The following is a 22,754-nucleotide window of genomic DNA, read 5'->3' as shown; positions in this document are numbered from 1 at the left end:
CGTATGCAAATTTTGAGTTAGACGTGCATTCTCCGGAGCCCTAACTTCAGGGGGCAACCAACCCCTGCAAGGCACCGGAGCTGCACGTGGTGAGCACGATGAACTCGACGCCGTACGGCACACACCAGGGCGAGGCGACGCTGGACCGGATCTCCTGGCTCAAGCTGTCCTCGGTCGTCCTTCCGCTGGCCACGCCGGTGAGTGACGCCAAAGTGTTGACGGGTCGGCAGACACCGATGACCGAGGTCGCCTTCCTCTTCGTGGAGGTCGGCACGGAGCAGGGGTACGAGGGTGTCGGCTTCAGCTACTCCAAGCGAGCGGGCGGCCCCGGTCAGTTCGCACATGCCAAGGAGATAGCGCCCGTACTGATCGGGGAGGATCCCAGCGACATCGCCCGGATCTGGACGAAGCTGGTGTGGGCGGGGGCCTCGGTCGGGCGCAGCGGTCTTGCCACGCAGGCCGTCGCCGCCTTCGACATCGCGCTGTGGGACCTGAAGGCCAAGCGGGCCGGTCTGCCGCTCGCGAAGTTGCTGGGCGCTCATCGGGATTCGGTGCGCTGCTACAACACCTCCGGCGGCTTTCTGCACGCTCCGACCGAGCAGGTTCTCGAGAACGCCACCGCCTCGCTGGCCGGCGGCATCGGCGGTATCAAGATCAAGGTCGGTCAGCCGGACGGCCGGGCGGACCTGCGCCGGGTGACCGCCGTACGCGAGCACCTCGGCGACGACGTGCCGCTGATGGTCGACGCGAACCAGCAGTGGGACCGGCCCACCGCGCAGCGGATGGGGCGGGCGCTGGAGGAGTTCGGTCTGGTCTGGATCGAGGAGCCGCTCGACGCGTACGACGCACAGGGGCACGCCGCTCTCGCCGCGTCGCTGGACACGCCGGTCGCGTCGGGCGAGATGCTCGCGAGTGTGGCCGAGCACCAGGAGCTGCTGCGGCACGGCGCGGTGGACGTCATCCAGCCGGACGCGCCTCGGATCGGCGGCATCACGCAGTTCCTGCGGCTGGCCGCGCTCGCCGAGATCCAGCACGTGCACCTCGCACCTCACTTCGCCATGGAGATCCATCTGCATCTGGCCGCGGCCTATCCGCACGAGCCGTGGGTGGAGCACTTCGACTGGCTGGAGCCGTTGTTCAACGAGCGGCTGCGGATCAGTGACGGGCGGATGCATCTGTCGTCGCGGCCGGGTCTCGGTATCACCCTCAGCGAGCAGGCCCGTGCGTGGACGCAGGCGGTGCACGAGGTGGGTGCGCGGCCCTGAGCCGTCGTATCGGGTGAGCTCCGGCCGGTATCGGGTGAGCTCCGGCCATTGACCCAGCACGGTCATCACCCTAACCTCCATCCTCATATGTAGATAGAGTCCATATACATGGAGTGAGTTCATGACATTGAACAGGGCGGCTCAGGATGCTGCTCAGCGTCTGCGGGACGGCATGGCACGCGGTGTGCTGTCCTTCCCGCTGACCAGCTTCGCGGCGGACGGCAGCCTCGATCTGGACGCCTACCGCACCTATCTGGCGGGGCAGTTGGCCACCGAGCCCGGCGCGGTCTTCCCCGCCTGCGGCACGGGCGAGTTCAGCGCGCTGGACGAGGACGAGTACCGGCAGGTCGTCACCGCGGCCGTGGAGGTGGCCGGCGGCCGGATACCCGTCGTCGCCGGTATCGGGTACGGGTGGGCGCAGGCCGTGCGGTTCGCCCGGATCGCGGAGGAGGCCGGTGCGGACGCCGCGCTCGTACTCCCCCACTACCTGGTCAAAGGCCCGCAGGAGGGGCTCGTCGAGCAGGTCCGCCGGATCGCCACGGGCACCGGCATCCCGCTCATCGTCTACCAGCGCGACCATGTCGCCTTCAGCATCGAGAGCCTGCGCCGCATCGCCGAACTGCCCACGGTCATCGGCCTCAAGGACGGCCACAGCGACCTGGACCGGCTCCAGCGACTCACCCTCGCCGCCCCGGACCACCTGCTCTTCTTCAACGGGGCCGCCACCGCGGAGATCCAGGCCCGTGCGTACGCCACAGTTGGTGTGCCCGCGTACTCCTCGGCGGTGCATGCCTTCGCGCCCGAGATCGCGGACGCGTTCTTCGCCGCGCTCCGTGACGGTGACGACAGCACCGTCGACCGGCTGCTGCGCGACTTCTACGTGCCGCTGGTCGAGCTGCGGGACCGGGTGCCGGGTTACGCGGTCTCGCTCGTCAAGGCTGCGGCACGGCTGCGTGGGAGGCCGGTCGGGCCGGTCCGTGCGCCGCTGACCGATCCCGGTCCGCAGGATCTCGCCGAGCTGGAGAAGCTGCTGGAGACGGGCCTGGGGCTGGTCGGAGCAGCCGCCTGAGACAGCGGACGAGGCCCTGATCGAGCCATCGGCTCAGGCCTCACGCGCGTCAGCTGAACCATCGGTTGAGCCACCTTTCAGCGGAGCGCCCACCACCGGCTCCGCTCACCTCCGCGCTCCTCGGCACTTCCGGCGGAGCGCCCCGCGGCACCCACACCTGCTGTTGCCCCCACCCCCACCTCACCACGACAGACGGCCGCCGCCCCTGGGCGGGTGGCGGCCGTCATCTGCGCACAGTTCAAAGGGGAACTGATCCATGCCTCTTGTCGTCGTCGGAATCAGCGTGCTGGTCCTGCTGTTCCTCATGACCAAGCTCAAGCTCAACGGCCTCATCGCCCTCCTCCTCGTGGCCGTCGGGGTCGCCCTGGTCCAGGGGATTCCGGCCGCGGAGATCGGAGACGTCCTCGGCGAGGGCGTCGGCGACCAGATCGGCGACACCCTGCTCGTCGTCGGGCTCGGTGCCATGCTCGGCCGGGTCATGGGCGACTCGGGTGCCGCGCAACGCATAGCCGGGCGGCTCGTCGATGCCTTCGGGCCGCGGCACGTCCAGATCGCCATGGTGATCACCGCCATGCTCATCGGCGTGACGATGTTCTACGAGGTCGCCTTCGTCATCATCGTGCCGGTCGCCTTCACCATCGTCCGCGTCACCCGCAAGAACCTGCTGTGGGTCGGCCTTCCGATGTCGATCGCGCTGTCCACGATGCACAGCTTCCTGCCGCCCCATCCCGGCCCCACCGCCGTCGCCGCCACCTTCGACGCGTCCGTGGGTCACACCCTGCTCTACGGTCTCTTCTTCGCCGTGCCGATCGGTGCGGGCATCGCGCTGGTGTGGCCGCGGCTGCCGTTCGTGCGGCGGATGGACCCCTCGATCCCCCAAGGGCTCGTCACGGAGCGGGTGTTCGAGGACGACGAGATGCCGGGCATGGGCTGGTCGCTGTTCGTCGCACTGGTCCCGATCGTGCTGATCGCGGGGGCCGCCGTGGCCGACATGGCGGTGGACGACGACAAGAACGAGGTCCTGCACGCCGTCGACTTCATCGGCTCCGCCCCGGTCGCCCTGCTGCTGACCCTGTGCCTGGCCATCTGGGCGTTCGGCCCGCGCATCGGCCGCAGCCTGGACGAGGTCAGCGCCTCCTGTGTCTCGGCGGCCAAGTCGATGGCGATGATCCTGCTGGTCATCGGCGCCGGCGGCGCCTACAAGGGCGTCCTCGTCACGGGCGGGATCGCCGACTACATCAAGGACTTCACCGAGGGCTGGGACATCTCGCCGATCATCCTGGCCTGGCTCATCGCCGCGATCCTGCGCATCGCGCTCGGCTCGGCGACGGTCGCCGTCGTCACGGCCGCCGGTGTGGTGGCCCCGCTCGTCGCGGGCAGCGGTGTCCACCCCGAGCTGATGGTGCTGGCCGTCTCCTGCGGTTCCATCGCCTTCAGCCACGTCAACGACCCCGGCTTCTGGATGTTCAAGGAGTACTTCAACCTGTCGGTCCTCGACGCGATCAAGGCGCGTACGACCTACACGACCGTGCTGGCGATCCTCGGCCTGGGCGGCGTACTCGCCGTCGAACGTGTCCTGGACGCCCTGAGTATCTGACCTGCCCCCTTCTCTTGGCCGTAAGGATTTCCGATGACCAGCCGAAACCAGCCCACCATCACCGCGTTCGCCGTCTATCCCGTCGCGGGCCGTGACTCGATGGAGCTGAATCTCTCCGGTGCCCACGGCCCCTACTTCACCCGCAATGTGGTGGTGTTGACCGACTCCGAGGGCCGCACTGGGCTGGGCGAGGTGCCCGGCGGCGAGAAGATCACGCAGACGCTGCGGGACGCCGAGTCCCTGGTCGTGGGCGCGCGAGTGGGCGACTACAAGCGGGTTCTGCGCGAGATCGGGGACCGGTTCGGCGACCGCGACTCCGGCGGTCGTGGCATGCAGACCTTCGATCTGCGGACGACCGTCCACGCGGTCACCGCCGTCGAGTCCGCGCTCCTCGACCTGCTCGGCCAGCACCTCGACGTCCCCGTCGCGGCCCTGCTCGGCGACGGACAGCAGCGCGAGTCCGTACGGGTCCTCGGCTATCTCTTCTACGTCGGTGACCCCGACCGCACCGATCTGGAGTACGTCCGCGAGCCCGACGCCAAGGTGGAGTGGCATCGCGTCCGGCACGAGGAGGCGCTCACCCCCGAGGCGATCGTCCGCCAGGCCGAGGCGGCCTACGACCACTACGGCTTCCGGGACTTCAAGCTGAAGGGCGGCGTGCTGGCGGGTACGGAGGAGGTCAGGGCGATCCGGGCGCTGAAGGACCGCTTTCCCGACGCACGGATCACCCTGGACCCCAACGGGGCGTGGTCCCTGCGGGAGGCGATCGAGCTGTGCGCGCCGCTCGTCGGCACCCTCGCCTACGCCGAGGACCCGTGCGGAGCGGAGGACGGCTACTCGGGCCGGGAGATCCTCGCGGAGTTCCGCCGGGCCACCGGGCTGCCCACGGCGACCAACATGATCGCCACGGACTGGCGGCAGTTGACCCATGCCCTGGCGCTGCAGTCGGTGTCGATCCCGCTGGCCGACCCGCATTTCTGGACCATGCAGGGGTCGGTGCGGGTGGCCCAGTTGTGCAACGCGATGGGTCTGACCTGGGGTTGCCACTCCAACAACCACTTCGACATCAGCCTGGCCATGGTCGCGCACTGCGGGGCCGCGGCGCCCGGCGAGTACAACGCCCTGGACACCCACTGGATCTGGCAGGAGGGCCTGGAACGCCTCACCGTCTCCCCGCCCCGCATCGTCGACGGCGAGATCGCGATCCCCCGCGCGCCCGGTCTCGGCGTCCAGCTCGACACCGACCGGCTGCTCGCCGCGCACGAGCTCTACCAGGAGAAGGCCCTCGGCGCCCGGGACGACGCGATCGGCATGCGCTACCTCGTGCCCGACTGGACCTTCGACAGCAAGCGGCCGTGTCTGGTGCGCTGACGCATGTGTGCCGGGGCGCCGGAATGTCAGAAACCTGTTGGGTTCCTGTTGTCCTCCGGTGCCCGCTCGCCCGGTTCCGCGGCGGCGGCGAGATGTGGGCCGCCGTGGTTCCTACGATGACCGCATGTGTGCGTACATGGTGCTCGCCGACGACGACCCCAAGCAGGCCGAACTCATCCGGCGCTATCTGGAGCGGGAAGGCCACTCGGTCTCGGTCGTCCACGACGGGCGGGCCGCCCTGGACGAGATCCGGCGGCGCATGCCGGATCTCGTGGTGCTGGACTGGATGATGCCCCGCGTGGACGGGCTCGATGTATGCCGGGTGCTGCGCGCGGAGTCCGAGGTGCCGGTCCTGATGCTCACCGCGCGCGCCGAGGAGGACGATCTCCTCCTGGCGCTCGATCTCGGCGCCGACGACTACATGACCAAGCCCTTCAGCCCGCGCGAGTTGGTCGCCCGCGTGCGCACCCTGCTGCGGCGGGCCGGCCGCGGGGCCGCTTCGAGTGCCGGGCAGGACGAGCCCGTGTTCGTGGTGGGGTCGCTCGTGGTCGATCCCGGCCGGTTCGAGGTGCGGGTGGACGGGCGGCTGACCGAGTGCACTCCCGGCGAGTTCCGAGTGCTGGAGGTCCTGGCAGCGGCTCCGGGGCGGGTGTTCACGAGGAAGCAGATACTTGAGCATCTGCACGGCATCGACCGGTATGTGACGACCCGTACGGTCGACGGACACATCATGAACCTGCGCCGCAAGATCGAGCGCGATCCCGCCCGGCCGACATTGCTGCTCACCGTGTACGGAGTCGGCTACAAGATCGCCGAAGTCCGCTCCCCCGCCGACGAGGGCGGTCTTCGTGCCCCGTGACCTGCCGTTGGGCAGAAGTCTGCGGTCGCGGCTGCTGGGGCTGTCCGCGTTGGTCTCACTGTGCTCGATCGTCGCGACGGCCTGGCTGGTCGTCAGCCTCACCGCGGTGGCCATCGGACGCGAGCGGGGGCAGGCTCTCGCCGACGACGCGCGAATCTACGACACGCTCGTGGGGTACGCGGCCACCCATCCCGACTGGAGTGGCGTCGGACCCACGCTGCGCTCCCTGTCGGAACGGACCGGCCGCCGCATCACGTTGACCGACGAGGCCCGTCATCCGCTGGCGGACTCCGGGAGCGAGGGTCCGACGGGGACGCTGCCGTCGAAGGCGTCGGCGACGGTCGACGCACTGGCCGTGGACACCACGCTCGCCCGCCCTGGCGCCGGCTCCTCCCCCGACCGTATCGATCCCCGCGCGGTCGGACCCTTCCGGTTGACCGGCCGGGAACGGGACGACCTTGCGGCGCGAGCGTCCCGGATAGCGGCCTGCATGCGCGATGCCGGTCCCGCGCAGGAAGTCGAGGTGACGCGGACACCGAACGGGCGGGCGCAGATCGAGGTCGACGGCCATGTCCTCGACACAGGGGACCGTTGCGGGGCTGATGGCCTCCAGCGGCGTACGCGTACGGAAACCCGGGCTCTCGCCCAGCTGGCCGAGCTCGTCAATGACTGCCTCGGCGACCGGCATGCCGCGCCGGTGCGGCTGGCCGACGATCTGACCTGGGTTCCCGCCGACGTACGCGGTGCCCCCGACACCCGCGCGGTGACGTCCTGTCTCTCCACCGCCCGGCGCGAGCAGCTCGACCCCTATGTGGCGCCGCCCGCGCTGCTCTTCGCCACCGCGCCCGACCGGAAGATCGCCACGTTCTTCGACCTCTCCGGCGCCAACCGCATGCGGATCGTCGGCGTGACCCTCGCGGTGCTCCTGACCACCGTGACGGTCACGTTCGTCGCGGGCACCCGTATGGTGCGGCCGCTGCGGGCGCTGACCGGGGCGGCGCAGCGGATGGCGGACGGCGACCAGAGCGCGCGGGTCGAGGTGGCCGGTGACGACGAGTTCGGCAGGCTCGCCGCCGCGTTCAACCTGATGGCGAGCAGACGCCAGGAACTGGAGCGGCTGCGGCGGGCGTTGGTGAGTGACGTCGCCCACGAGTTGCGGGCACCGGTCAGCAACGTCCGGGGCTGGCTGGAGGCCGTCGAGGACGGTGTCGTACCCGCCGACGAGAGCCTCGTCTCCTCGCTGCTGGAGGAGGCGATGCTGCTCCAGCACATCATCGACGACCTGCGCGACCTGTCGGCCGCCGACGCCGGTGCGCTGGAACTGCACCCGGAGGACGTCGACGCCGCCTCGGTGCTCGGCCAGGTCGCCCGCGCCCATCAGGGCAACGCCGGGTCGGCGGGGGTGGAGCTGCGGGTGCGGGCCGAGGAGGGGCTCGTGCTGTGCGCCGATCCCATGCGGCTGCGGCAGGCGGTCGGGAACCTCGTCTCCAACGCCGTACGGCACACACCGGCCGGCGGCACGGTCGCCCTCTCCGCGCAGCGGGAGGGCGACGACGTGGTGTTCCGCGTCGCGGACACCGGGTCCGGCATCAACGGTGAGGATCTACCGAAGGTCTTCGACCGGTTCTGGCGGGCGGAGAAGTCCCGGAGCCGGCAGAGCGGGGGAAGCGGGCTGGGATTGTCGATCGTCCGCAAGCTGGCCGAGGCCCACGGCGGCAGCGCGCAGGTGTCGAGCGTGGTCGGGGAAGGCTCGGTGTTCTCGCTGCGGTTGCCTGGATGAGGACTCCGGTGCCGGTCAGTCGACGTGCTGGGCGGCCTCGTAGAGCGGGCGAGTGATCGCGGAGGTGAACTGCGGGCCGACGAGATGGCGCTCGCATGCCGGGGCGTCCGTGTCGTCGCAGACCTCGCCGGAAGGGGTGAGGAAGGCGCTGTGGGTGTTGACACCGACGACCGTACCGAGGCCGCTCACCGGGTCGAAGCCGGTCATGCGCGGCCCGCCGCTCGCGCCACCGCCCATCACACAGACAGTGCCCCATTCGCCCCTCGGCTCCGGGAAGTCGGGCGTGCCGGGGTCCTCGCGAGCCGGACCCGTGCAGTGGGCGAGGCGGGCGCCGGTGTACTCGGGCAGGCCCCCTCGCGCCGGGTCGGACGCGGAGCGCGGATAGCCGAACTCGTGCATCGTCCGGTCGCCGGGCCGGTCGAAGGCGATGCGCTGGGCGGCACCGACCACGTCCTGTACGGCGCGGCCCCGGGGGTCGGCGCCGAGGACGACGAACGCCTGGTCGTGGCCGTCGTACCTGCGCGAGTCGATCGCGTCGTACCGCAGCCAGGTCGAGTCGGCCACACCCAGCCGGCCCACGAACTTCCCGTACGGCGCACGGCCGTCGCGGTAGCCGGGGACGAACATCACGTTCGTCGTCCACTGGTTGTCCTCGCCGAGGAGGTTCGGGCTGTTCACGCAGTGCCCGCCCGTCACCACCGTGCTGCGGTTGGCGCTCGTGACGACGGTCGCGGTGCAAGTGGCGTCCTCGCCGTGGTCGGTGAAGAAGAATCTGCCCACGGTCCGGCCGAGGGTGTCGGCGCCGGCCCAGGGCGCCCCGTCCGGGCCGCTCTTCGGCGGCTGGTCGGGGGATGACGGTTCGGTGAGGGCGGCCATGCGGTCCGGGGTCCAGTAGTTCAGTACGGCCTGTTGCTGGGCCGCGGTGACGGCCTGGGGGTGGAGGGCGACGCCGTCGGCGTGTGAGGTGGTCGCGGCGGCAGGGGCGGACAGGGCGATGCCCGCGGCGAGCGCAGTAGTGGCGAGGGCGAGCGTGCGGCGCGGGTGGTTGCGTGTTCGGTTCCGGCAGCCGTCTGTGCGGCAGGAAGTCTTCGGCATGGGGCGGGAGCGTAGGAAGGCGGCGTCGTGATGCTGTCAGCAACTGGTCGGGGAGTTGTGCTGCGACGAAGGTCGGCACCGGGTCCGCAGTCCCAACAGACCGGCAAGGGATCCTGACGGCTTCCCGACACATGGCACGGACCATGGCCCCCATGACCCACCCCACCCTTCCCCGCCTTGGCCGCCGCACGCTCGGCGCGGCCGTGCTGCTGGCCGGCGCCCTCGTGCTCACCGGCTGCGGCGGTTCGGACGACGGCAGCTCCACGCGGCAGGACGTGGCGTCCCTGCAAAGCGATGCCCCGTCCGGCAAGGCGAGCGCAAGTACGGCACCGGACCCCGACGCCGACCGTCCTCAACTGCGCCTGGACAGTTCGGACGCGGAACGGGACCACTACTGGCACGTCTACGCGACCTGCCTGAAGGACCACGGGCACAAGATGCTCCCGCAGCGCGGCCCGGACTCCATCGACGACACCGACCAAAGTCCCACGGCCAAAGCCGCCACCAAAGCCTGCGTCAACAAACTGCCGTTGCAGCCACCCGAGTTGGAGCGGTCGACGAATCCGCACTACGACGACGACTACCGGGCCTATGTGAAGTGCCTGAACCGCGAGGGGCTCAAGGTCACCGCGCTGCCCGACAACTCGGGCTGGACGTACGACGGTCAGACCACGATGAGTGAGGCCCGGCAGACCGAGGTCGACAAGAGCTGCACCATGGAGGCCTTCGGTGGCAAGACGCGCTAAGGCCGCCGCCGCGCTGAGCGCCCTGCTGGTCGTGAGTGTCTCGGGCGCCGGGGCGGTGGTGTGGAGCGGCGCGCACTCGGGCCGGGACACCGAGGCCACCGCCCCGCTGCGGGTACGGACGGCGACGGTGACCAGGACCGACCTCTCCGACAGCCGCACACTGCCGGGCACCCTGGGCTTCGGCAGGTCACATGTGGCGAAGGGCACCGGGCAGGGTGTGGTCACCGCGCTGCCGAAGCCGGGCGCCCGCGCGGTCAGGGGCCAGGCCCTGTACCGGGTCGACGACCGGCCTGTGCCGGTCTTCTTCGGCGCCACCCCGTTCTTCCGCACCCTGAGCAAGACGGGGGTGCGAGGACACGACGTGAGCGTGCTCGGCGACAACCTGCGGGCCCTCGGGTACGACACCGGCCCGGCGGGGGCCTCTCGGAACGCGGGCGAGGGCGAGGAGTTCACCCCCGGGCTCGCCGCGGCACTCAAGCGGTGGCAGCACGACACCGGGCAGGACGCCACCGGCACCCTCGTCCCGGGCCGTGCCGTCGTGCTGCCCGGTGCGGTGCGGGTCGACACCGTCCAGGCCCAGGTCGGCGACCCGGTTGACGCCCCGCTGCTCACCTACACCTCGGCCGCCAAGTCCGTCACCGTGCCGGTGGAAGCCACCGACGTGGGGAGCATCAAGGTCGGCGACAAGGCGCAGATCACGCTGCCCGACGGCAGGACCGTACGAGCCACCGTCAAGGCACTCGGGCGCACCGTGCAGGGCGGCGGAGCCCAGGACGCGGCGGCACAGACCGGTCCGGCCACCGTGGACGTGAGTGTCGTCCCCCACCGGGCGGCGGACGTGGGCGGTCTGGACGCGGCGGCGGTACAGGTCAGGTTCGACACGACCGCCCGCAAGGGGGTGCTCGCCGTCCCGGTGAGCGCGCTGCTCGCCCTGCGCGAGGGCGGGTACGCCCTGCAACGTCCGGACGGCACGCTGGTCGCGGTACGGACGGGCATGTTCGCGGGCGGCCTCGTCGAGGTGAGCGGCAAGGGACTGACCGAGGGCAGCAAGGTGGTGACGGCCTCATGACCACTCCCGACACTTCCGCCGCTACCACCCCTGCCGCAGAGCCTGTTCTCGTCCTCGACGAGGTCACCAAACGCCACCCCGGCAATGTCACCGCGCTGGACCGGGTATCGCTGCGGGTCGACGCGGGCGAACTCCTCGCCATCGTCGGCCCGTCCGGGTCCGGCAAGTCGACACTGCTGCACATCATGGGCACCCTGGACCGGCCGACGACCGGCACCGTCCGCGTCAGCGGGCACGATGTCCGCACACTGCGCGACCGTCACCTCTCCGCACTGCGGGCACGGTCGCTGGGCTTCGTCTTCCAGCACTTCCACCTCACCGACGGGCTGGATGCCACGGAGAACGTGGCCACCGCTCTGCTGTACGCCGGTGTCCCGCGCCGCAAGCGCCGGCCGCTGGCACAGGAGGCGCTGGACCGGGTGGGACTCGCGCACCGCCACGCGCACCTCCCCCAGCAGCTGTCCGGGGGCGAGCGCCAGCGGGTCGCCATCGCGCGGGCGCTGGCCAACCGTCCCGCTCTGGTGCTGGCGGACGAACCGACCGGAGCGCTGGACGCGGCCAACGGCAAGGCCGTACTCGATCTGCTCGTCGAGCTGAACGCGCAGGGCACGACCATCGCCGTCATCACCCACGACCGTGACATCGCGGCCAGGCTGCCGCGCAGGGTGGAGTTGCGTGACGGCCGTATCACCGACGACGTGTGTGAGGTGAGTGCCGTATGACGCGCACGACTGCTGCGCACGGGCCGCGCCCGGTCCGGCCGGCGTTCTCCGACATCCTGCGCCTCGGTCTGCTGGGGATCAGAACCCGTGGTCCGCGGGCCGCGTTGTCCGCTCTCGGCATCTCCATCGGTATCGCGACACTCGTCGTCGTGACCGCCGTGCCCGCCTCCAGCCAGCGGGCGCTGATGGACCAGTTGTCCGCGCTCGGCACGAACATGCTGCGGGTGGCGCCGCAGGCGAACAGCGATCCCCCGGTGGTGCTGCCCGCCGACGCGGACGCCATGGCTGCCCGCATCGGGCCGGTGACGGGCGCGAGCGCGGTCGCCAACACCCATACGACGGTGCTGCGTTCGGACCGGGCCGACCCGGCGGACGCGTCCGGCATCAGCGTCCTGGCCGCCCGCACGAACCTGCTCGGGGCGGTGCACGGCACGGTCCGCTCCGGGACGTTCCTCACCCCGACGACGGCTCGTTTCCCGACCGTGGTGCTGGGCTTCCGGGCCGCGTCCCGGCTCGGCTTCGACCGGGTACGCCCCTCCCCGGCCGGTCAGAATGCCGGGCAGGTCTACATCGGCGGGCGTTGGTTCACGGTCATCGGCGTCCTCGACCCGCTGCCGCTCGCCCCCGACCTCGACAGTGCCGTCCTGGTCGGCTGGAAGGCGGCCCGGGACCGGCTCGGTTTCGACGGCCACCCCACGGTCGTCTACGTCACGGCCCGCGAGGCGCAGATCGAGGAGGTGCGTGCCGTGCTGCCGGCCACCGTTCACCCCCAGCTGCCGGGCCTGGTCCAGGTCAGCCGCCCGTCGGACGCGCTGGCCGCCAAGCGCGCCACCGAGCAGACGCTGTCAGTGCTCCTGCTCGGGCTCGCGGGGGTCGCCGTGCTCGTGGGGGGTGTGGGCGTGGCCAACACCATGGTCGTCTCCGTGCTGGAACGACGGCGCGAGATCGGCCTGCGCCGGGCGTTGGGCGCCAGCCGCCGGCAGATCCGGGGGCAGTTCCTGGCGGAGTCGGTGGTGTTGTCCGCGCTGGGCGGCGGTGCCGGGACCGTGTTCGGGGCGGCGGGGGCGGCGGGGTACGCCGTGTCGCAGTCCTGGCCCGTGGTGATCCCGACGCTCGCGCTGGTCGCGGGCGGGGCGGGGGCGGTCGTCGTCGGGATGGTGGCGGGTGTGTATCCCGCCGTCCGGGCGTCCTTGCTGCCGCCGACGGAGGCTTTGGCCGCGGTGTGAGGTGTACGGTCGGGACATGTATGAAACGGGTGTCTCGACCGAGTGCCACGTCGACGGACACCCCTTCCAAAACTGTGGAAAATGGGCCACTTTCGGAAAGGCGCCAGCCGCCGAAATTGCGGGTGCCCTATCGAAACCGGGTCCCTTCAGTCCCTGCGCTCGGCCCGGTCCGTTCTCACACCTACCTTGATCGCTACGCTGCGGCCATGCGATGGTTCTGGCTCGTGATCGGGCTTTTCGCCGCGATTCTCGTTCCGTTCTTCCTCTTCGGGGACTATTTCGACGGCCTGGCCTCACAGGCGGCGGAGCACCGGCTGTCGACCTCCGTGGCCGTGACGGTGATCGCCGGTCTGCTCGCGCTGGACGTGTTTCTCCCCGTGCCCTCCAGCGTCGTCTCGGCTGCCGCGGGAGTGCTGCTGGGGTTCGGGTGGGGTACGGCCGTCGTCTGGGCCGGGATGACGGTCTCCTGCGCGCTGGGCTATCTCGTCGGGGCGCGTTCGGAGTCCCTGACCCGGCGGCTGGTGGGTGAGGCGGGGCTGGCCCGTGCCGCCGACGGCGCCCGGCGCCACGGGCTGGTCGCACTGGCCCTGTGCCGTCCCGTGCCCGTACTGGCGGAGGCGAGTGTGGTGCTGGCGGGCGCCACCCGGGTACGTCCCGGCAGGTTCCTCCTGGTGTGCGCCTGGTCCAACCTCGGTGTGGCCGTCGTCTATACGGGCGTCGGTGCCTGGTCGGTGTCCGTGAACTCCTTCGCGCTGGCGTTCCTCGCCGCGATGGCCTTCCCGGGGTTCGCGCTGGTGGTCGCCCGTATGCGGGCCGGGTGGGCGCGGGTGGAGGAGGTGAGGGCAGAGGGCGGGGGCGGCAGCTGACCACACGTATGCTCCTGCGCATGAGTCCCGAGCAGCCTGCCCGTAAGCGTGACGGTGCCGCGACCCGCGAGGCGATCCTGGCCTCGGCCGTCACCGAGTTCACCGAGCACGGTTACGCCCGGGCCGGGGTGCGGCAGATCGCCGAGCGGGCGGGTGTCACGGCGATGATGATCAATCGCTACTTCGGCTCGAAGGAACGGCTGTTCGCCGAGGTCGTCGACCGCGTCTTCGCACCGCCGACGGTCGTCGGCGACCGGCTGCCCGGCCTGGCGGACTCGGTCGCCCGCACGCTCGCCGAGCGCACGGCGCCCGACGCCGAACGGCTCGACCCGTTCCTGCTGTTGCTGCGATCGGCCTCGGACCCGGAGGCGGCGGACATCGTCCGGCGGGGCATCGAGACCCATGTGGGCACCCGGCTCGCCGGGCTGCTCGAAGGCTCCGACGCGGAGGTCCGGGCGCAGTTGGGACTCGCACTGCTCGCCGGTACGTGGCTGCTGCGCAGCATCGTCGGTACCACCGCGCTGGCCGAGGCCGACAACGACCACCTCGCGGGCCTGATCGCCGACATGCTCCGCCCTGTCACCCAGGAGACCGGCAGGACCGGCATCGCCCATCGCTCCGTCGGCGGCCCGGCCGACAGCGCCGAATAGCCGCCGGGGCCGGGGCTGGGGTCGGTGCCCGGGCCGGGGCCGGGGCCGGGGCTGGGGCCGGGAGCGCTCAGAACGCGGAGCGGATCAGCCCGCCGTCCACGCGGATCGTGGCCCCGCTGACGTACTGGGCGTAGTCGCTGCACAGGTACGCCACCGCCGCCGCGATCTCGTCCGGCTCGCCGAAGCGTTCCTGGTCGTTGGGGATGAGGGCCTGCACGGCGTTGGGCTGGATCTCCTCCCAGGTGTCGCCCCAGCCGCGGGCAGGGCCGATCTCCGTGACGAGTTCCTTCGTCGCCTCGACGAGGATCGCTCCGGGTGACACGACGTTCGAGGTCACGCCGGTGCCCTTGAGCTCGCGGGCCAGGGACACGGCGAGGTTGTGCCGGGCGGCCAGAGTGGCGTTGTACTGCGGGTGGGTGTTCATCGGCTGGGACGCCAGTCCGCCGCCGATGGTGACGATCCGGCCCCAGCCGCGCTCGCGCATCGCCGGGACCAGGTGCTGGATCATCCGGACACCGGAGACGACGTTGACGTTGTAGGTGGTCCGCCATTCGTCGGGGCTCGCCTCGGCCCATGACAGATGCCGGTAGAAACCGGCGTTGTTGATGAGGATGTCGACAGCACCGTCGCTGGTCGCCGCCCGTGCGACCTCGGCGGCCGCCTCGTCGTCGGCGAGGTCGCCCACGACCGTGGTGGCCGTGCCGCCCGTCTCGCGGATCTCGCGCGCGACCTTTTCCGCGCGCTCCTTGTCCCGGCCGTGCACCACTACCGCCGCGCCCTCGGCCGCCAGCAGCTTCGCGGTGGCCTCGCCGAGGCCGGCGCTCGAACCGGTGACGAGCGCGCGCTTTCCGGTCAGATTGAGGTTCATGTCTGTTGTCTGTTCTCTCTCCGGGGTTCCCGGGCCCTGACGGCCCGGGAGTGTGTGTCTCTACTCAAGAAGTCTACGACTGTATACTTCTTCGCGCTCGCCGACTTCGAGTGGCGTACGACACGGTGGCCAATAATCATGACCATGACAACAGTGGAGCGTCAGGCGGGCATGGCGACCGCGCCGGCCGCTCAGGTGGCCGCGGGCCAGCCGCGCAGCTGGGCGGCGATCTGTGCGGTGGTGCAGGCGGGGCCGCGCAGCAGGTCGCGCAGGGCGATGGCGTCGTCGCGGGTGGGCTTGACGGGGATGCCGGAGGCTTCCAGGTACATGACGCCGGTGGCCGCGGCCACCGCCATGTTGGAGCGCTCCAGCCAGCGGCAGCGGCCGAGGATGTGGACGAGGGCGGCGGCGCGGGCGTAGGGGCCGTCGTAGACCGGCTGGTCGAGGAGTTCGGCGCGGTGGGCGGCGACGGCGGCGACCGGGATGCCGTAGTCGTCGGGCGCGGGGTCGCGGGCGCCGGCGAGTTCGGCGACCTGCAGGATCCAGGGGACGTCGATGTGCAGGTCCATCAGGCGGCGTGGGCTCCCGGTGCGGTTCGGTCGGCGTCCTCGGCCTCGTCGAAGAGCGCCTGGTGTTCGTCGAGGAAGCGGCGGGCGGCCTCCAGGCCGCGGGCGCGCAGGCCGTCGGTGTCCTCGCGGACGAGGGCGGCGATGTAGTCACCGACGCTCAGGCCGCGGTCCTTGGCGCGGGCTTTCGCGAGTTCGGCGACCTCGTCGTCCACGCGGGCGCCCAGTTGTGTCTTTGCCATACAGGCATGGTAACAGCTGTTACCAGATCTGTGGCGGGCCGTGTCGCGGCCTGAGTCACTTCGGTCGCTGCGGTGACTGAGGGCGGCGCTAAAACACGTGTCCTGCGACGGTGTGTTTCAACACGTGTTTGTTATCTCCCCATTTGGATAGAGGCACACTTCATTGAATGCCCTACACTCCTCGCCATGCGAATCCTCTTCTCCAGCACTCCGCAACACGGACACCTCCTGCCGGAACTCCCCCTGGCCCGCGCCTTCCGCGACCGCGGCGACGAGGTCGCCGTGATCACCTCGGCTTCCTTCGGGCCCCTGTTCGCCGCCGAGGGCATCACCCTGTTCCCGGTCGGCCCCGAGATTCCCGAGCTGCTCGCGGAAGCCGCCCGGCTGGCCGGAGTGGACGACCCGACGGTGCCCGACCCGGCCGTCGCCGCGGAACTGTTCGCCGGTGCCCGGATCGACCTCACCGCGGACGCGGCGATCGCCGCGGCACGGGACTTCGCGCCGGATCTGATCGTCGCCGAGGCCACCGACTACGTGGGCCCGCTCGTCGCCGCCGCTCTGGAAGTCCCCTACGCCAAGCTCGCCTTCGGCCCGCTGATCCCCGCCCAGTTCACCGACGTCTTCGACACGGTGGCCGAGCGCCGCTACCAGCAGCGCGGGCTGACCGTGCCCCAGCCCGACTGGTACCTGGACCCATGCCCCGAAGCGCTCCAGGGCCCGGACTGGCAGGCGCCGCAGGGCCGTCTGCCGCTGCGCCCGGAACCCCACCGCGGCCTCGACACCCCACAGCCGCCCGCCGCGGTGTCCACCGGCAACGGCACCCGCCCCAAGGTGCTGCTCTCCTTCGGTACGCACTTCGCCGAGCCGGGGTTGCTGCGCCCGGTCATCGACGCGCTCTCCACGCGGGCCGACCTGGTGGTGACGCTGGGGCTGACCGCGACAGCGGCCGACTACGGCGACGGGCTCGACCATGTCGAGTTCGTCGGCTTCACCCCGCTCGCCGAACTGCTCAGCGGCATCGACCTGGTCGTCACCCATGGTGGCGCGGGTACGACGCTGGCCGCTCTCTCGCGCGGTCTGCCGATGGTGGTCGTACCGCAGGGCGCGGACCAGTTCCTCCAGGCGGGTGCGGTCGCCGCTTCCCGGACCGGTGTCGCTGTCATGCCTCCCGCCGACGCGGGCGCGGTCGCGGACGCGGCGGCGGAGGTCCTCGACAGCGAGGAGTACCGGACGAACGCGCAGCGGATCTCCAAGGAGATCGCGACGATGCCTTCGCCCCGTGAGGTCGCCGACACGCTGGCCGGCCTCGTGGGCTGACGCAGCGTGGGGGTCAGCCGTCCTTCGGCTCCGCGAGGAGGGCGGCGATCGCCTGCTGGGCGAGCCACTGCTCGGTCTCGTCCCAGGACCAGCCGTGTTCCGCGACGAACAGGCGCCAGGACGGCAGCCCGAGCAGGAACCACAGCATGTCGGTGGCGCGCTCGGTGCTCAGGCCGGGACGCAGCGCACCCAGTTCTGCCAGGCGTTCGGCGAGGACTCCCAGCGCCTGGCGGTAGGCGGTGGAGACCTGACGGAGCTGCTCCTCGACCTGCTCCTCCACGGCGGCGGCCGTGATCATCACCTGGACGATGTCCAGGTGACGTTCGTTGTCCAGGCGCACCCCGTGGGCCATGGCCGCGACCGCCGCCCTGGCGTCGGTCGCGGTACGGACGGCTTCCAGCGTCCGTTCGACGACCGGGTCGTCCACCCCCCGGTTGATCAGGACGGTCAGAATGGCCGACTTGCCGCCGGTGCTCGCGTAGACCGTGGGCACCGCGGTCCCGGCTTTCCGGGCGATGTCGCCGATCGTGACCTTCGCGTACCCGTGTGCGACGAAGAGCCGCAGGGCGGCCTCGAGGATCGCGGCCCGGGTTCCCGCGGCGGCTTCGGCCCGCCGGTCGTTACGGTAGGGGCGCCGCCCGCCGCCGGTGTGCGCACTCATGCTTTCCTCTCCTGCGCCGGCGGACGCGTCTCTGCTTTCGTCGGCCGTGCCCCCATGATGCCCTGCCCAGCCGCAGGTCCTGAGCTGGAGCCGGGGCCGCCCGCAGCTGGACGGCATGGGTCGCTCGGCGCCAACAAGCAGGGGTGCGGCCTGCTTCTCTGCCGGTCTTCTCACACGTGTCTGGGGTGGCCGGTATTGATCTCTCCCTCACATGGTTGAACGTGCAAGAGTTTGCGTCGAGCACATTTGACGCACAGGAGAGGGTGGATCACATGTTCGCCTCCATGACGGGATTCCGTGCCGGAGTCGCCGGCGCGACCTTGGCCGGCGCGCTGGTCGTCGGCGCCGGTGCCGGCACAGCGGTCGCGGCCGGCTGGCCCGCGTTGCAGGAGGGCGCGTATCTCTACCCGGGCACCACCGGGACGGGTACGGCGACCGAGGCCGACCTCACTGACCTGGGAACCTGCCACACCCTGTCGAAGCCGGCGCTGTCGGTTCAGGTCGTCTCGGGCTCCGCGTCCCTGGAGCTGTACCCCGGGGCCGGCTGCACCGGCGCCGTTGCCTGGCGCAGCGGCTCTCTGGCCCAAACCGACCTTCCCTGGGCGGCGTTGAGCTACCGGGTGGTCACGGCCTGATCGTGCACGGATGCCCCCAGTCTGGCGTGGGCGTTCTTGGGGTCCTGCCGCCGCAGGACCCCAGGTGACGCGGGCCGTCAGAACGTCGGGCCGGTGCCCTTCGCCAGCGGGGTGATGTCGATGCGGCCCTTCTGGAGGACCTCACCCAGCTTCCACGTCGTGTTGAGGTGGTGGCGGGAGTCGGGCGGAGTGACCTCCAGCCGGGTGGGGTTCTTCTCCGCCTTGGTCGGTTCACCCGCGGCCGGTACCGCTCCCCAGTGCAGCCGGGTGTAGGCGCTCTGCCCCGGCTTGAGAGTGATCAGTGGGGTCCGGCCCTCGTCGCGGACCACGTGCGTGGGCACGTCCTTGCCGCGGGAGTTGAGGAGTTGCAGCCCCACGTATCCCTCGGTCCGGACGGTCTTGTGGGTCTTGTTGGTGAGAATCACCGTCGCGTAGCGCTGTCCGGCGCCCGAGTCCAGCGCGTGCACACGTACGGACAGCGAGGACGTGTCCGCCCAGCCCGGCCGGGTCGCGGCCTGCGACGGAGCGGCGGTGATGCCGACCAGCGCCGCTGCGGCGAGAGCCGAGAGAGCGGCAGGTGTGACGAGGCGGTGGATGCGCCCGTTGGAGAACATGGTGTGTTCCTTTCCGGATGACCCGTTTGAGGCCTTCCGATATGTATGAGGCTTTCGGGAGACGGGCGGTTCGCGCACCTTCCGGTTCTTTACGTCACGGTGGACGTTGTTGAATCGTCTTTGGGTGTTTCGTGACCACCGAGTCGCGACCGCACGTTGTGCGATCATCGCCTCTCACACGTGTGCGGAATGTTCGAGGAGGCGTCGAGTGATTTCCGAGCCTGAGATGACGGAAGGCGTCGACCCGCCGGAGTCCCGCGAGGTCATGGCCGACCTCGTGCAGCGGCCCCCCGCACGCTCCCTGCGCCGAAGGCCGTGGCTGTGGCCGGCTCTGGGCGGCGCGTCGGTGGCGTCCGCACTGTGGGCCGCGGCGGTTCTCCTTCTCAACGTGGGTGACCAGAGCCCTGATCTCCGCGGATACCGGCTGGACCGGGACTCCTGCAAATCGGCGCGGTTGGCATCACTTCAGGAGGAGCTCGCGCTGAAGAGCGTGCCGAACAACGTCGATGAGGAGCTGTTGAAGCACCCGGCGCTCGACCAGGTTCACTGCTCGCTGGGGTTCCAGAAGAAGGCAGAGAACAAGCCGGGCGGCCATTGGCAGGTGAGCACCACCGTCGGTGTCGCTGTGGCTCTTCACAAGGCGACCGATCCGCGCGACGAGTTCGACGCCGACCGGCGGGTGACGGACTTGGGTGTCGTGGCGGCGGACAATGTCAAGCCAGTGCCCGATCTCGGTGACGAGGCGTTCCTGATCGTCGAGGACTTCGGCCACACCGAACTCAGGGTGCTCGACGGAGCGGCGGTCGTGACCCTGAGTCTGTCCACCACCACCTTCTACGAGGGAGACATGGGCACCGCCGAGGAGAGTCCCGAACTCCCTGATGTGTCGACCTACTGGCCCGCCATGATCAGCGACATGCGTGAGCTGATGGCGGACTTCAGGCGGTCGTGAGCCCCCGGGAGCCAGTTCCTCAGCGCAGGAAACCCTCGTAGTGGCGCTGTTGGAGCTGGCTCTCGATCTGCCGGACGGTTTCCAGGCCGACACCGACGACGATCAGGATGCTGGTCCCGCCGAACGGGAAGTTGTTCGTCGCCCCGAACCCGATCAGGGCGATGGTGGGCACGAGGGCGATCAGCCCCAGATACAGGGAGCCCGGCCAGGTGATCCGGGTGAGGACGTACGACAGGTACTGCGCGGTCGGCCGGCCCGCCCTGATGCCGGGGACGAAGCCGCCGTACTGCTTCATGTTGTCCGCGACCTCGTCCGGGTTGAAGGAGATGGAGACGTAGAAGAACGCGAAGAACACGATCAGCAGGAAGTACAGGCTGATGTAGATCGGGTGGTCGCCCTTGGTCAGGTTCTGTTCGATCCAGGTCTTCCAGCCGGGCGTGCCGTCGGCGAACTGCGCGACGAGGGCCGGTATGTAGAGCAGTGACGACGCGAAGATGACCGGGATGACGCCGGCCTGGTTCACCTTCAGCGGGATGTACGTCGACGTACCGCCGTAGGCGCGGCGGCCGATCATCCGCTTCGCGTACTGCACCGGGATGCGGCGCTGCGCCTGCTCGACGAAGACCACCAGGCCGACCATGACCAGGCCGACGAGGATGACGGTGCCGAACTCGATCCAGCCGCCTCCGAGGGTGCCCTGCTTCTTGATGGCCCACAGGGCGGACGGGAAGGTGGCGGCGATCGAGACGAACATGAGGATCGACATGCCGTTGCCGATGCCGCGGTCGGTGATGAGCTCACCGAGCCACATCACGAGGGCCGTGCCCGCCGTCATCGTCACGACCATCACGACCGTCGTGAAGATCGAGCGGTCCGGGACGATGGACGAGGCGGTCGTGCAGCCGGAGAAGAGCGCTCCGCTGCGGGCGGTGGCGACGAGGCCCGTGCCTTGGAGGATGGCGAGCGCGACGGTCAGGTAGCGGGTGTACTGCGTGATCTTCGCCGTACCGGCCTGGCCCTCCTTCTTGAGGGCTTCCAGACGCGGGATCACGACGGTCAGCAGCTGGAGGATGATGCTCGCCGTGATGTACGGCAGGATGCCCAGCGCGAAGATCGTGATCTGGAGCAGCGCGCCACCACTGAAGAGGTTGACCAGGCCGAACAGCCCTTGGTTGCCGGAAGCCTGTGAGACGCATTCCTGGACGGCTCTGTAGTCGACGCCCGGGATCGGGACATGCGTGCCGACCCGGTACACCACGATGACGGCCAGCGTGAAGAGCAGCTTCTTACGCAGGTCAGGTGTCCTGAACGCCTGGATGAACGCGATGAGCACGGGGCCTCCTGCAATGAAGCGGCACGGCCGAGATCGCATGTATCTCCGGCCGGATGGGTGTGGGTGTGAACTTCGGGCATTCACCCGTCCGTTGGAGGAGGGGAGATGCCGCCGGGCCTGAGAACGCCCGCGATCGTGAGTCCGGGGCTCATCGACTATGAGCAGGAGTGCAGCGTGCTGCCCGAGAAACATCTGCGGACGATCGTGCAGATCGGCCTGTTCCCCCTACGTGGGGCTGCGGCTGTCTACTGGCTGACGGTCGGCTGGTACCTCCACAGGCCCTCGCGCGAGGAACGGAAGGCCCTGGAGATCGCGCGGCGAGCGGCGGCCACTGCCGGACAGTCACAACCCACGGCCACGGCCACGGCGCTGCGTTGACGGTCGGCGGGCCGGTCCGTGTTTCGGCGGTCAGTAGTAGATCGAGCCTTTGTGGCCGCCGCTCGGGACGATCGTGTCGCCGTTGAGCGCCACGCTGAGCGGGCTGGCCAGGAAGGCGATGACCGCGGCCACCTCGTGCGGTTCCACGATCCTTCCGATCGCGACGGACTCGGCCCACTGCCGCTCGATGTCCGCTGGGCTGCATCCCCTGGCCTCGGCCTGGCGGTCGAGGTTGGTGACGAAGGTGTCGGTCCGGGTGGGGCCGGGCTGGACCGAGACGACGTTGACGCCGCTGGGCCCGAGTTCGTCCGCCAGGTTCTTGGAGAGGGCGACCACGGCGGCGTTGCGGACGGAGCCGGTCACCGAGCCGGACAGGCGTGCCGCCAGTCCGCCGATGTTGATGATCCGGCCCCAGCCACGCTCCGTCATCCCTGGCGCGAAGGCACGGGCACACCGGAGGTATCCGCGTACCTTGACGTTGATCTCGGCTTCGAGGTCGTCCTCGGAGATGTGACCGGGGTTGGTGATGGCGGCGTTGTTCACCAGGATGTCCACCCCGCCGAGCCGCTCTGTCACCCTGCCGGCCATGGCCGTCACCGCGGCGTCGTCCCCGGTGTCGGCCGCGACCCCGATGACCTCGGCCCCGGTCTCCTCGCGCAACAGCGCCGCCTGTTCCTCGGCGTGCGGGGCGGACCTGGAGACCAGGGCGACGGAGGCGCCTTCCGCGGCCAGGGCACGGGCTACGGCGAAGCCGATGCCGCGGGTGCCGCCGGTGACCACGGCCCTACGGCCCTTGAGTTGGAGATCCATGTCCCATCCCTGTGTGGTGAGGGGTTACTGGCGGGTGGAGGGGGTGCTGGGTTGCCGGACGTT

Annotated in this window: 24 protein-coding genes; 16 read left to right on the top strand and 8 right to left on the bottom strand. The window is 70.3% G+C overall.

The genetic code is table 11. The annotated features are described in order from the left end of the window. Window positions 1–98 precede the first annotated feature (98 nt). The 6 genes from OG885_RS45410 (at window position 99) to OG885_RS45385 (ending at window position 7,941) form a co-directional block, all read left to right on the top strand. Window positions 99–1,265 carry an L-talarate/galactarate dehydratase gene (locus OG885_RS45410; protein ID WP_331729428.1) on the top strand — a complete coding sequence of 389 codons (1,167 nt, stop codon included), beginning with the start codon at window positions 99–101 and terminating at the stop codon, window positions 1,263–1,265. A gap of 121 nt (window positions 1,266–1,386) precedes the next feature. Beyond that, window positions 1,387–2,334: a 5-dehydro-4-deoxyglucarate dehydratase gene (locus OG885_RS45405; RefSeq protein ID WP_331729425.1), complete on the top strand. Its 948-nt coding sequence runs from the start codon at window positions 1,387–1,389 to the stop codon at window positions 2,332–2,334. A 256-nt stretch (window positions 2,335–2,590) separates the two neighbouring features. Next, on the top strand, window positions 2,591–3,931 hold the full coding sequence (locus OG885_RS45400) for a gluconate:H+ symporter (protein ID WP_329344837.1): 1,341 nt from the start codon (window positions 2,591–2,593) through the stop codon (window positions 3,929–3,931). Between the two features lie 33 nt (window positions 3,932–3,964). Continuing rightward, window positions 3,965–5,302 carry an enolase C-terminal domain-like protein gene (locus OG885_RS45395; protein WP_331729421.1) on the top strand — a complete coding sequence of 446 codons (1,338 nt, stop codon included), beginning with the start codon at window positions 3,965–3,967 and terminating at the stop codon, window positions 5,300–5,302. A 124-nt stretch (window positions 5,303–5,426) separates the two neighbouring features. Next, window positions 5,427–6,161, top strand: coding sequence for a response regulator transcription factor (locus OG885_RS45390; RefSeq protein WP_331729418.1), 735 nt, complete (start codon window positions 5,427–5,429; stop codon window positions 6,159–6,161). Beyond that, window positions 6,151–7,941, top strand: a complete 1,791-nt coding sequence (locus tag OG885_RS45385; protein WP_405743340.1) for an ATP-binding protein — start codon at window positions 6,151–6,153, stop codon at window positions 7,939–7,941. The genes OG885_RS45390 and OG885_RS45385 overlap by 11 nt, the downstream gene beginning before the upstream one ends. A gap of 15 nt (window positions 7,942–7,956) precedes the next feature. Here OG885_RS45385 and OG885_RS45380 read toward each other — a convergent pair whose 3' ends face one another. Next, window positions 7,957–9,036, bottom strand: coding sequence for a hypothetical protein (locus OG885_RS45380; protein ID WP_331729412.1), 1,080 nt, complete (start codon window positions 9,034–9,036; stop codon window positions 7,957–7,959). A gap of 152 nt (window positions 9,037–9,188) precedes the next feature. On the opposite strand from OG885_RS45380, the gene OG885_RS45375 reads away from it, so the two are divergent. From OG885_RS45375 to OG885_RS45350, 6 genes are all read left to right on the top strand, one after another. Then, entirely contained in the window at window positions 9,189–9,782 is a 594-nt protein-coding gene (locus OG885_RS45375) for a hypothetical protein (protein WP_331729409.1), read from the top strand. Further along, window positions 9,766–10,851, top strand: a complete 1,086-nt coding sequence (locus tag OG885_RS45370) for a hypothetical protein (RefSeq protein WP_331729405.1) — start codon at window positions 9,766–9,768, stop codon at window positions 10,849–10,851. The genes OG885_RS45375 and OG885_RS45370 overlap by 17 nt, the downstream gene beginning before the upstream one ends. Continuing rightward, window positions 10,848–11,573, top strand: coding sequence for an ABC transporter ATP-binding protein (locus OG885_RS45365; protein WP_331729402.1), 726 nt, complete (start codon window positions 10,848–10,850; stop codon window positions 11,571–11,573). Before OG885_RS45370 ends, OG885_RS45365 begins: the two co-directional genes overlap by 4 nt. Beyond that, window positions 11,570–12,799 carry an ABC transporter permease gene (locus OG885_RS45360; protein ID WP_331729399.1) on the top strand — a complete coding sequence of 410 codons (1,230 nt, stop codon included), beginning with the start codon at window positions 11,570–11,572 and terminating at the stop codon, window positions 12,797–12,799. Before OG885_RS45365 ends, OG885_RS45360 begins: the two co-directional genes overlap by 4 nt. 206 nt (window positions 12,800–13,005) lie before the next feature. Further along, a complete protein-coding gene (locus OG885_RS45355; RefSeq protein WP_331729396.1) occupies window positions 13,006–13,665 on the top strand; it encodes a VTT domain-containing protein in 660 nt (219 codons plus the stop codon). A 20-nt stretch (window positions 13,666–13,685) separates the two neighbouring features. Further along, window positions 13,686–14,315, top strand: coding sequence for a TetR family transcriptional regulator (locus OG885_RS45350; protein ID WP_331729393.1), 630 nt, complete (start codon window positions 13,686–13,688; stop codon window positions 14,313–14,315). Window positions 14,316–14,382: 67 nt separating this feature from the next. Here OG885_RS45350 and OG885_RS45345 read toward each other — a convergent pair whose 3' ends face one another. From OG885_RS45345 to OG885_RS45335, 3 genes are all read right to left on the bottom strand, one after another. Continuing rightward, the gene (locus tag OG885_RS45345) at window positions 14,383–15,183 is read right to left on the bottom strand and encodes an SDR family NAD(P)-dependent oxidoreductase (RefSeq protein WP_331729390.1); all 801 of its coding nucleotides are present in this window, start codon (window positions 15,181–15,183) and stop codon (window positions 14,383–14,385) included. Between the two features lie 191 nt (window positions 15,184–15,374). Next, a complete protein-coding gene (locus OG885_RS45340; protein ID WP_331729387.1) occupies window positions 15,375–15,752 on the bottom strand; it encodes a fic family toxin-antitoxin system, toxin component in 378 nt (125 codons plus the stop codon). Then, window positions 15,752–15,991 carry a hypothetical protein gene (locus OG885_RS45335; RefSeq protein ID WP_331729384.1) on the bottom strand — a complete coding sequence of 80 codons (240 nt, stop codon included), beginning with the start codon at window positions 15,989–15,991 and terminating at the stop codon, window positions 15,752–15,754. Before OG885_RS45335 ends, OG885_RS45340 begins: the two co-directional genes overlap by 1 nt. A 186-nt stretch (window positions 15,992–16,177) precedes the next feature. Here OG885_RS45335 and OG885_RS45330 point away from each other — a divergent pair, with 186 nt between their 5' ends. Next, window positions 16,178–17,308, top strand: a complete 1,131-nt coding sequence (locus tag OG885_RS45330) for a glycosyltransferase (protein ID WP_331729381.1) — start codon at window positions 16,178–16,180, stop codon at window positions 17,306–17,308. A 13-nt stretch (window positions 17,309–17,321) separates the two neighbouring features. Here the strand turns inward: OG885_RS45330 and OG885_RS45325 are convergent, their stop codons facing one another. Continuing rightward, a complete protein-coding gene (locus OG885_RS45325) occupies window positions 17,322–17,969 on the bottom strand; it encodes a helix-turn-helix domain-containing protein (RefSeq protein WP_331729378.1) in 648 nt (215 codons plus the stop codon). A gap of 284 nt (window positions 17,970–18,253) precedes the next feature. On the opposite strand from OG885_RS45325, the gene OG885_RS45320 reads away from it, so the two are divergent. Beyond that, entirely contained in the window at window positions 18,254–18,604 is a 351-nt protein-coding gene (locus tag OG885_RS45320; RefSeq protein WP_331729375.1) for a hypothetical protein, read from the top strand. Between the two features lie 77 nt (window positions 18,605–18,681). On the opposite strand, the gene OG885_RS45315 is transcribed toward OG885_RS45320, so the two are convergent. After that, a complete protein-coding gene (locus OG885_RS45315) occupies window positions 18,682–19,218 on the bottom strand; it encodes a DUF4232 domain-containing protein (protein WP_331729372.1) in 537 nt (178 codons plus the stop codon). A 265-nt stretch (window positions 19,219–19,483) separates the two neighbouring features. Between OG885_RS45315 and OG885_RS45310 the strand changes: the two genes are divergently transcribed. Further along, window positions 19,484–20,170 (top strand): hypothetical protein, encoded by a 687-nt coding sequence (locus OG885_RS45310; protein WP_405743334.1) that lies wholly within the window; start codon window positions 19,484–19,486, stop codon window positions 20,168–20,170. A gap of 19 nt (window positions 20,171–20,189) precedes the next feature. On the opposite strand, the gene secY is transcribed toward OG885_RS45310, so the two are convergent. Continuing rightward, window positions 20,190–21,503 (bottom strand): preprotein translocase subunit SecY, encoded by a 1,314-nt coding sequence (secY, locus tag OG885_RS45305; protein ID WP_331729367.1) that lies wholly within the window; start codon window positions 21,501–21,503, stop codon window positions 20,190–20,192. Window positions 21,504–21,638: 135 nt separating this feature from the next. Here secY and OG885_RS45300 point away from each other — a divergent pair, with 135 nt between their 5' ends. Then, window positions 21,639–21,881, top strand: coding sequence for a hypothetical protein (locus OG885_RS45300; RefSeq protein ID WP_405743332.1), 243 nt, complete (start codon window positions 21,639–21,641; stop codon window positions 21,879–21,881). Window positions 21,882–21,911: 30 nt separating this feature from the next. Here the strand turns inward: OG885_RS45300 and OG885_RS45295 are convergent, their stop codons facing one another. Further along, window positions 21,912–22,691, bottom strand: coding sequence for an SDR family oxidoreductase (locus OG885_RS45295; protein WP_331729361.1), 780 nt, complete (start codon window positions 22,689–22,691; stop codon window positions 21,912–21,914). Window positions 22,692–22,754 lie beyond the last annotated feature (63 nt).

The organism is Streptomyces sp. NBC_00028 (assembly GCF_045041065.1).
Taxonomy (GTDB): domain Bacteria; phylum Actinomycetota; class Actinomycetes; order Streptomycetales; family Streptomycetaceae; genus Streptomyces.
This window is presented reverse-complemented; position numbering and strand designations above follow the sequence as displayed.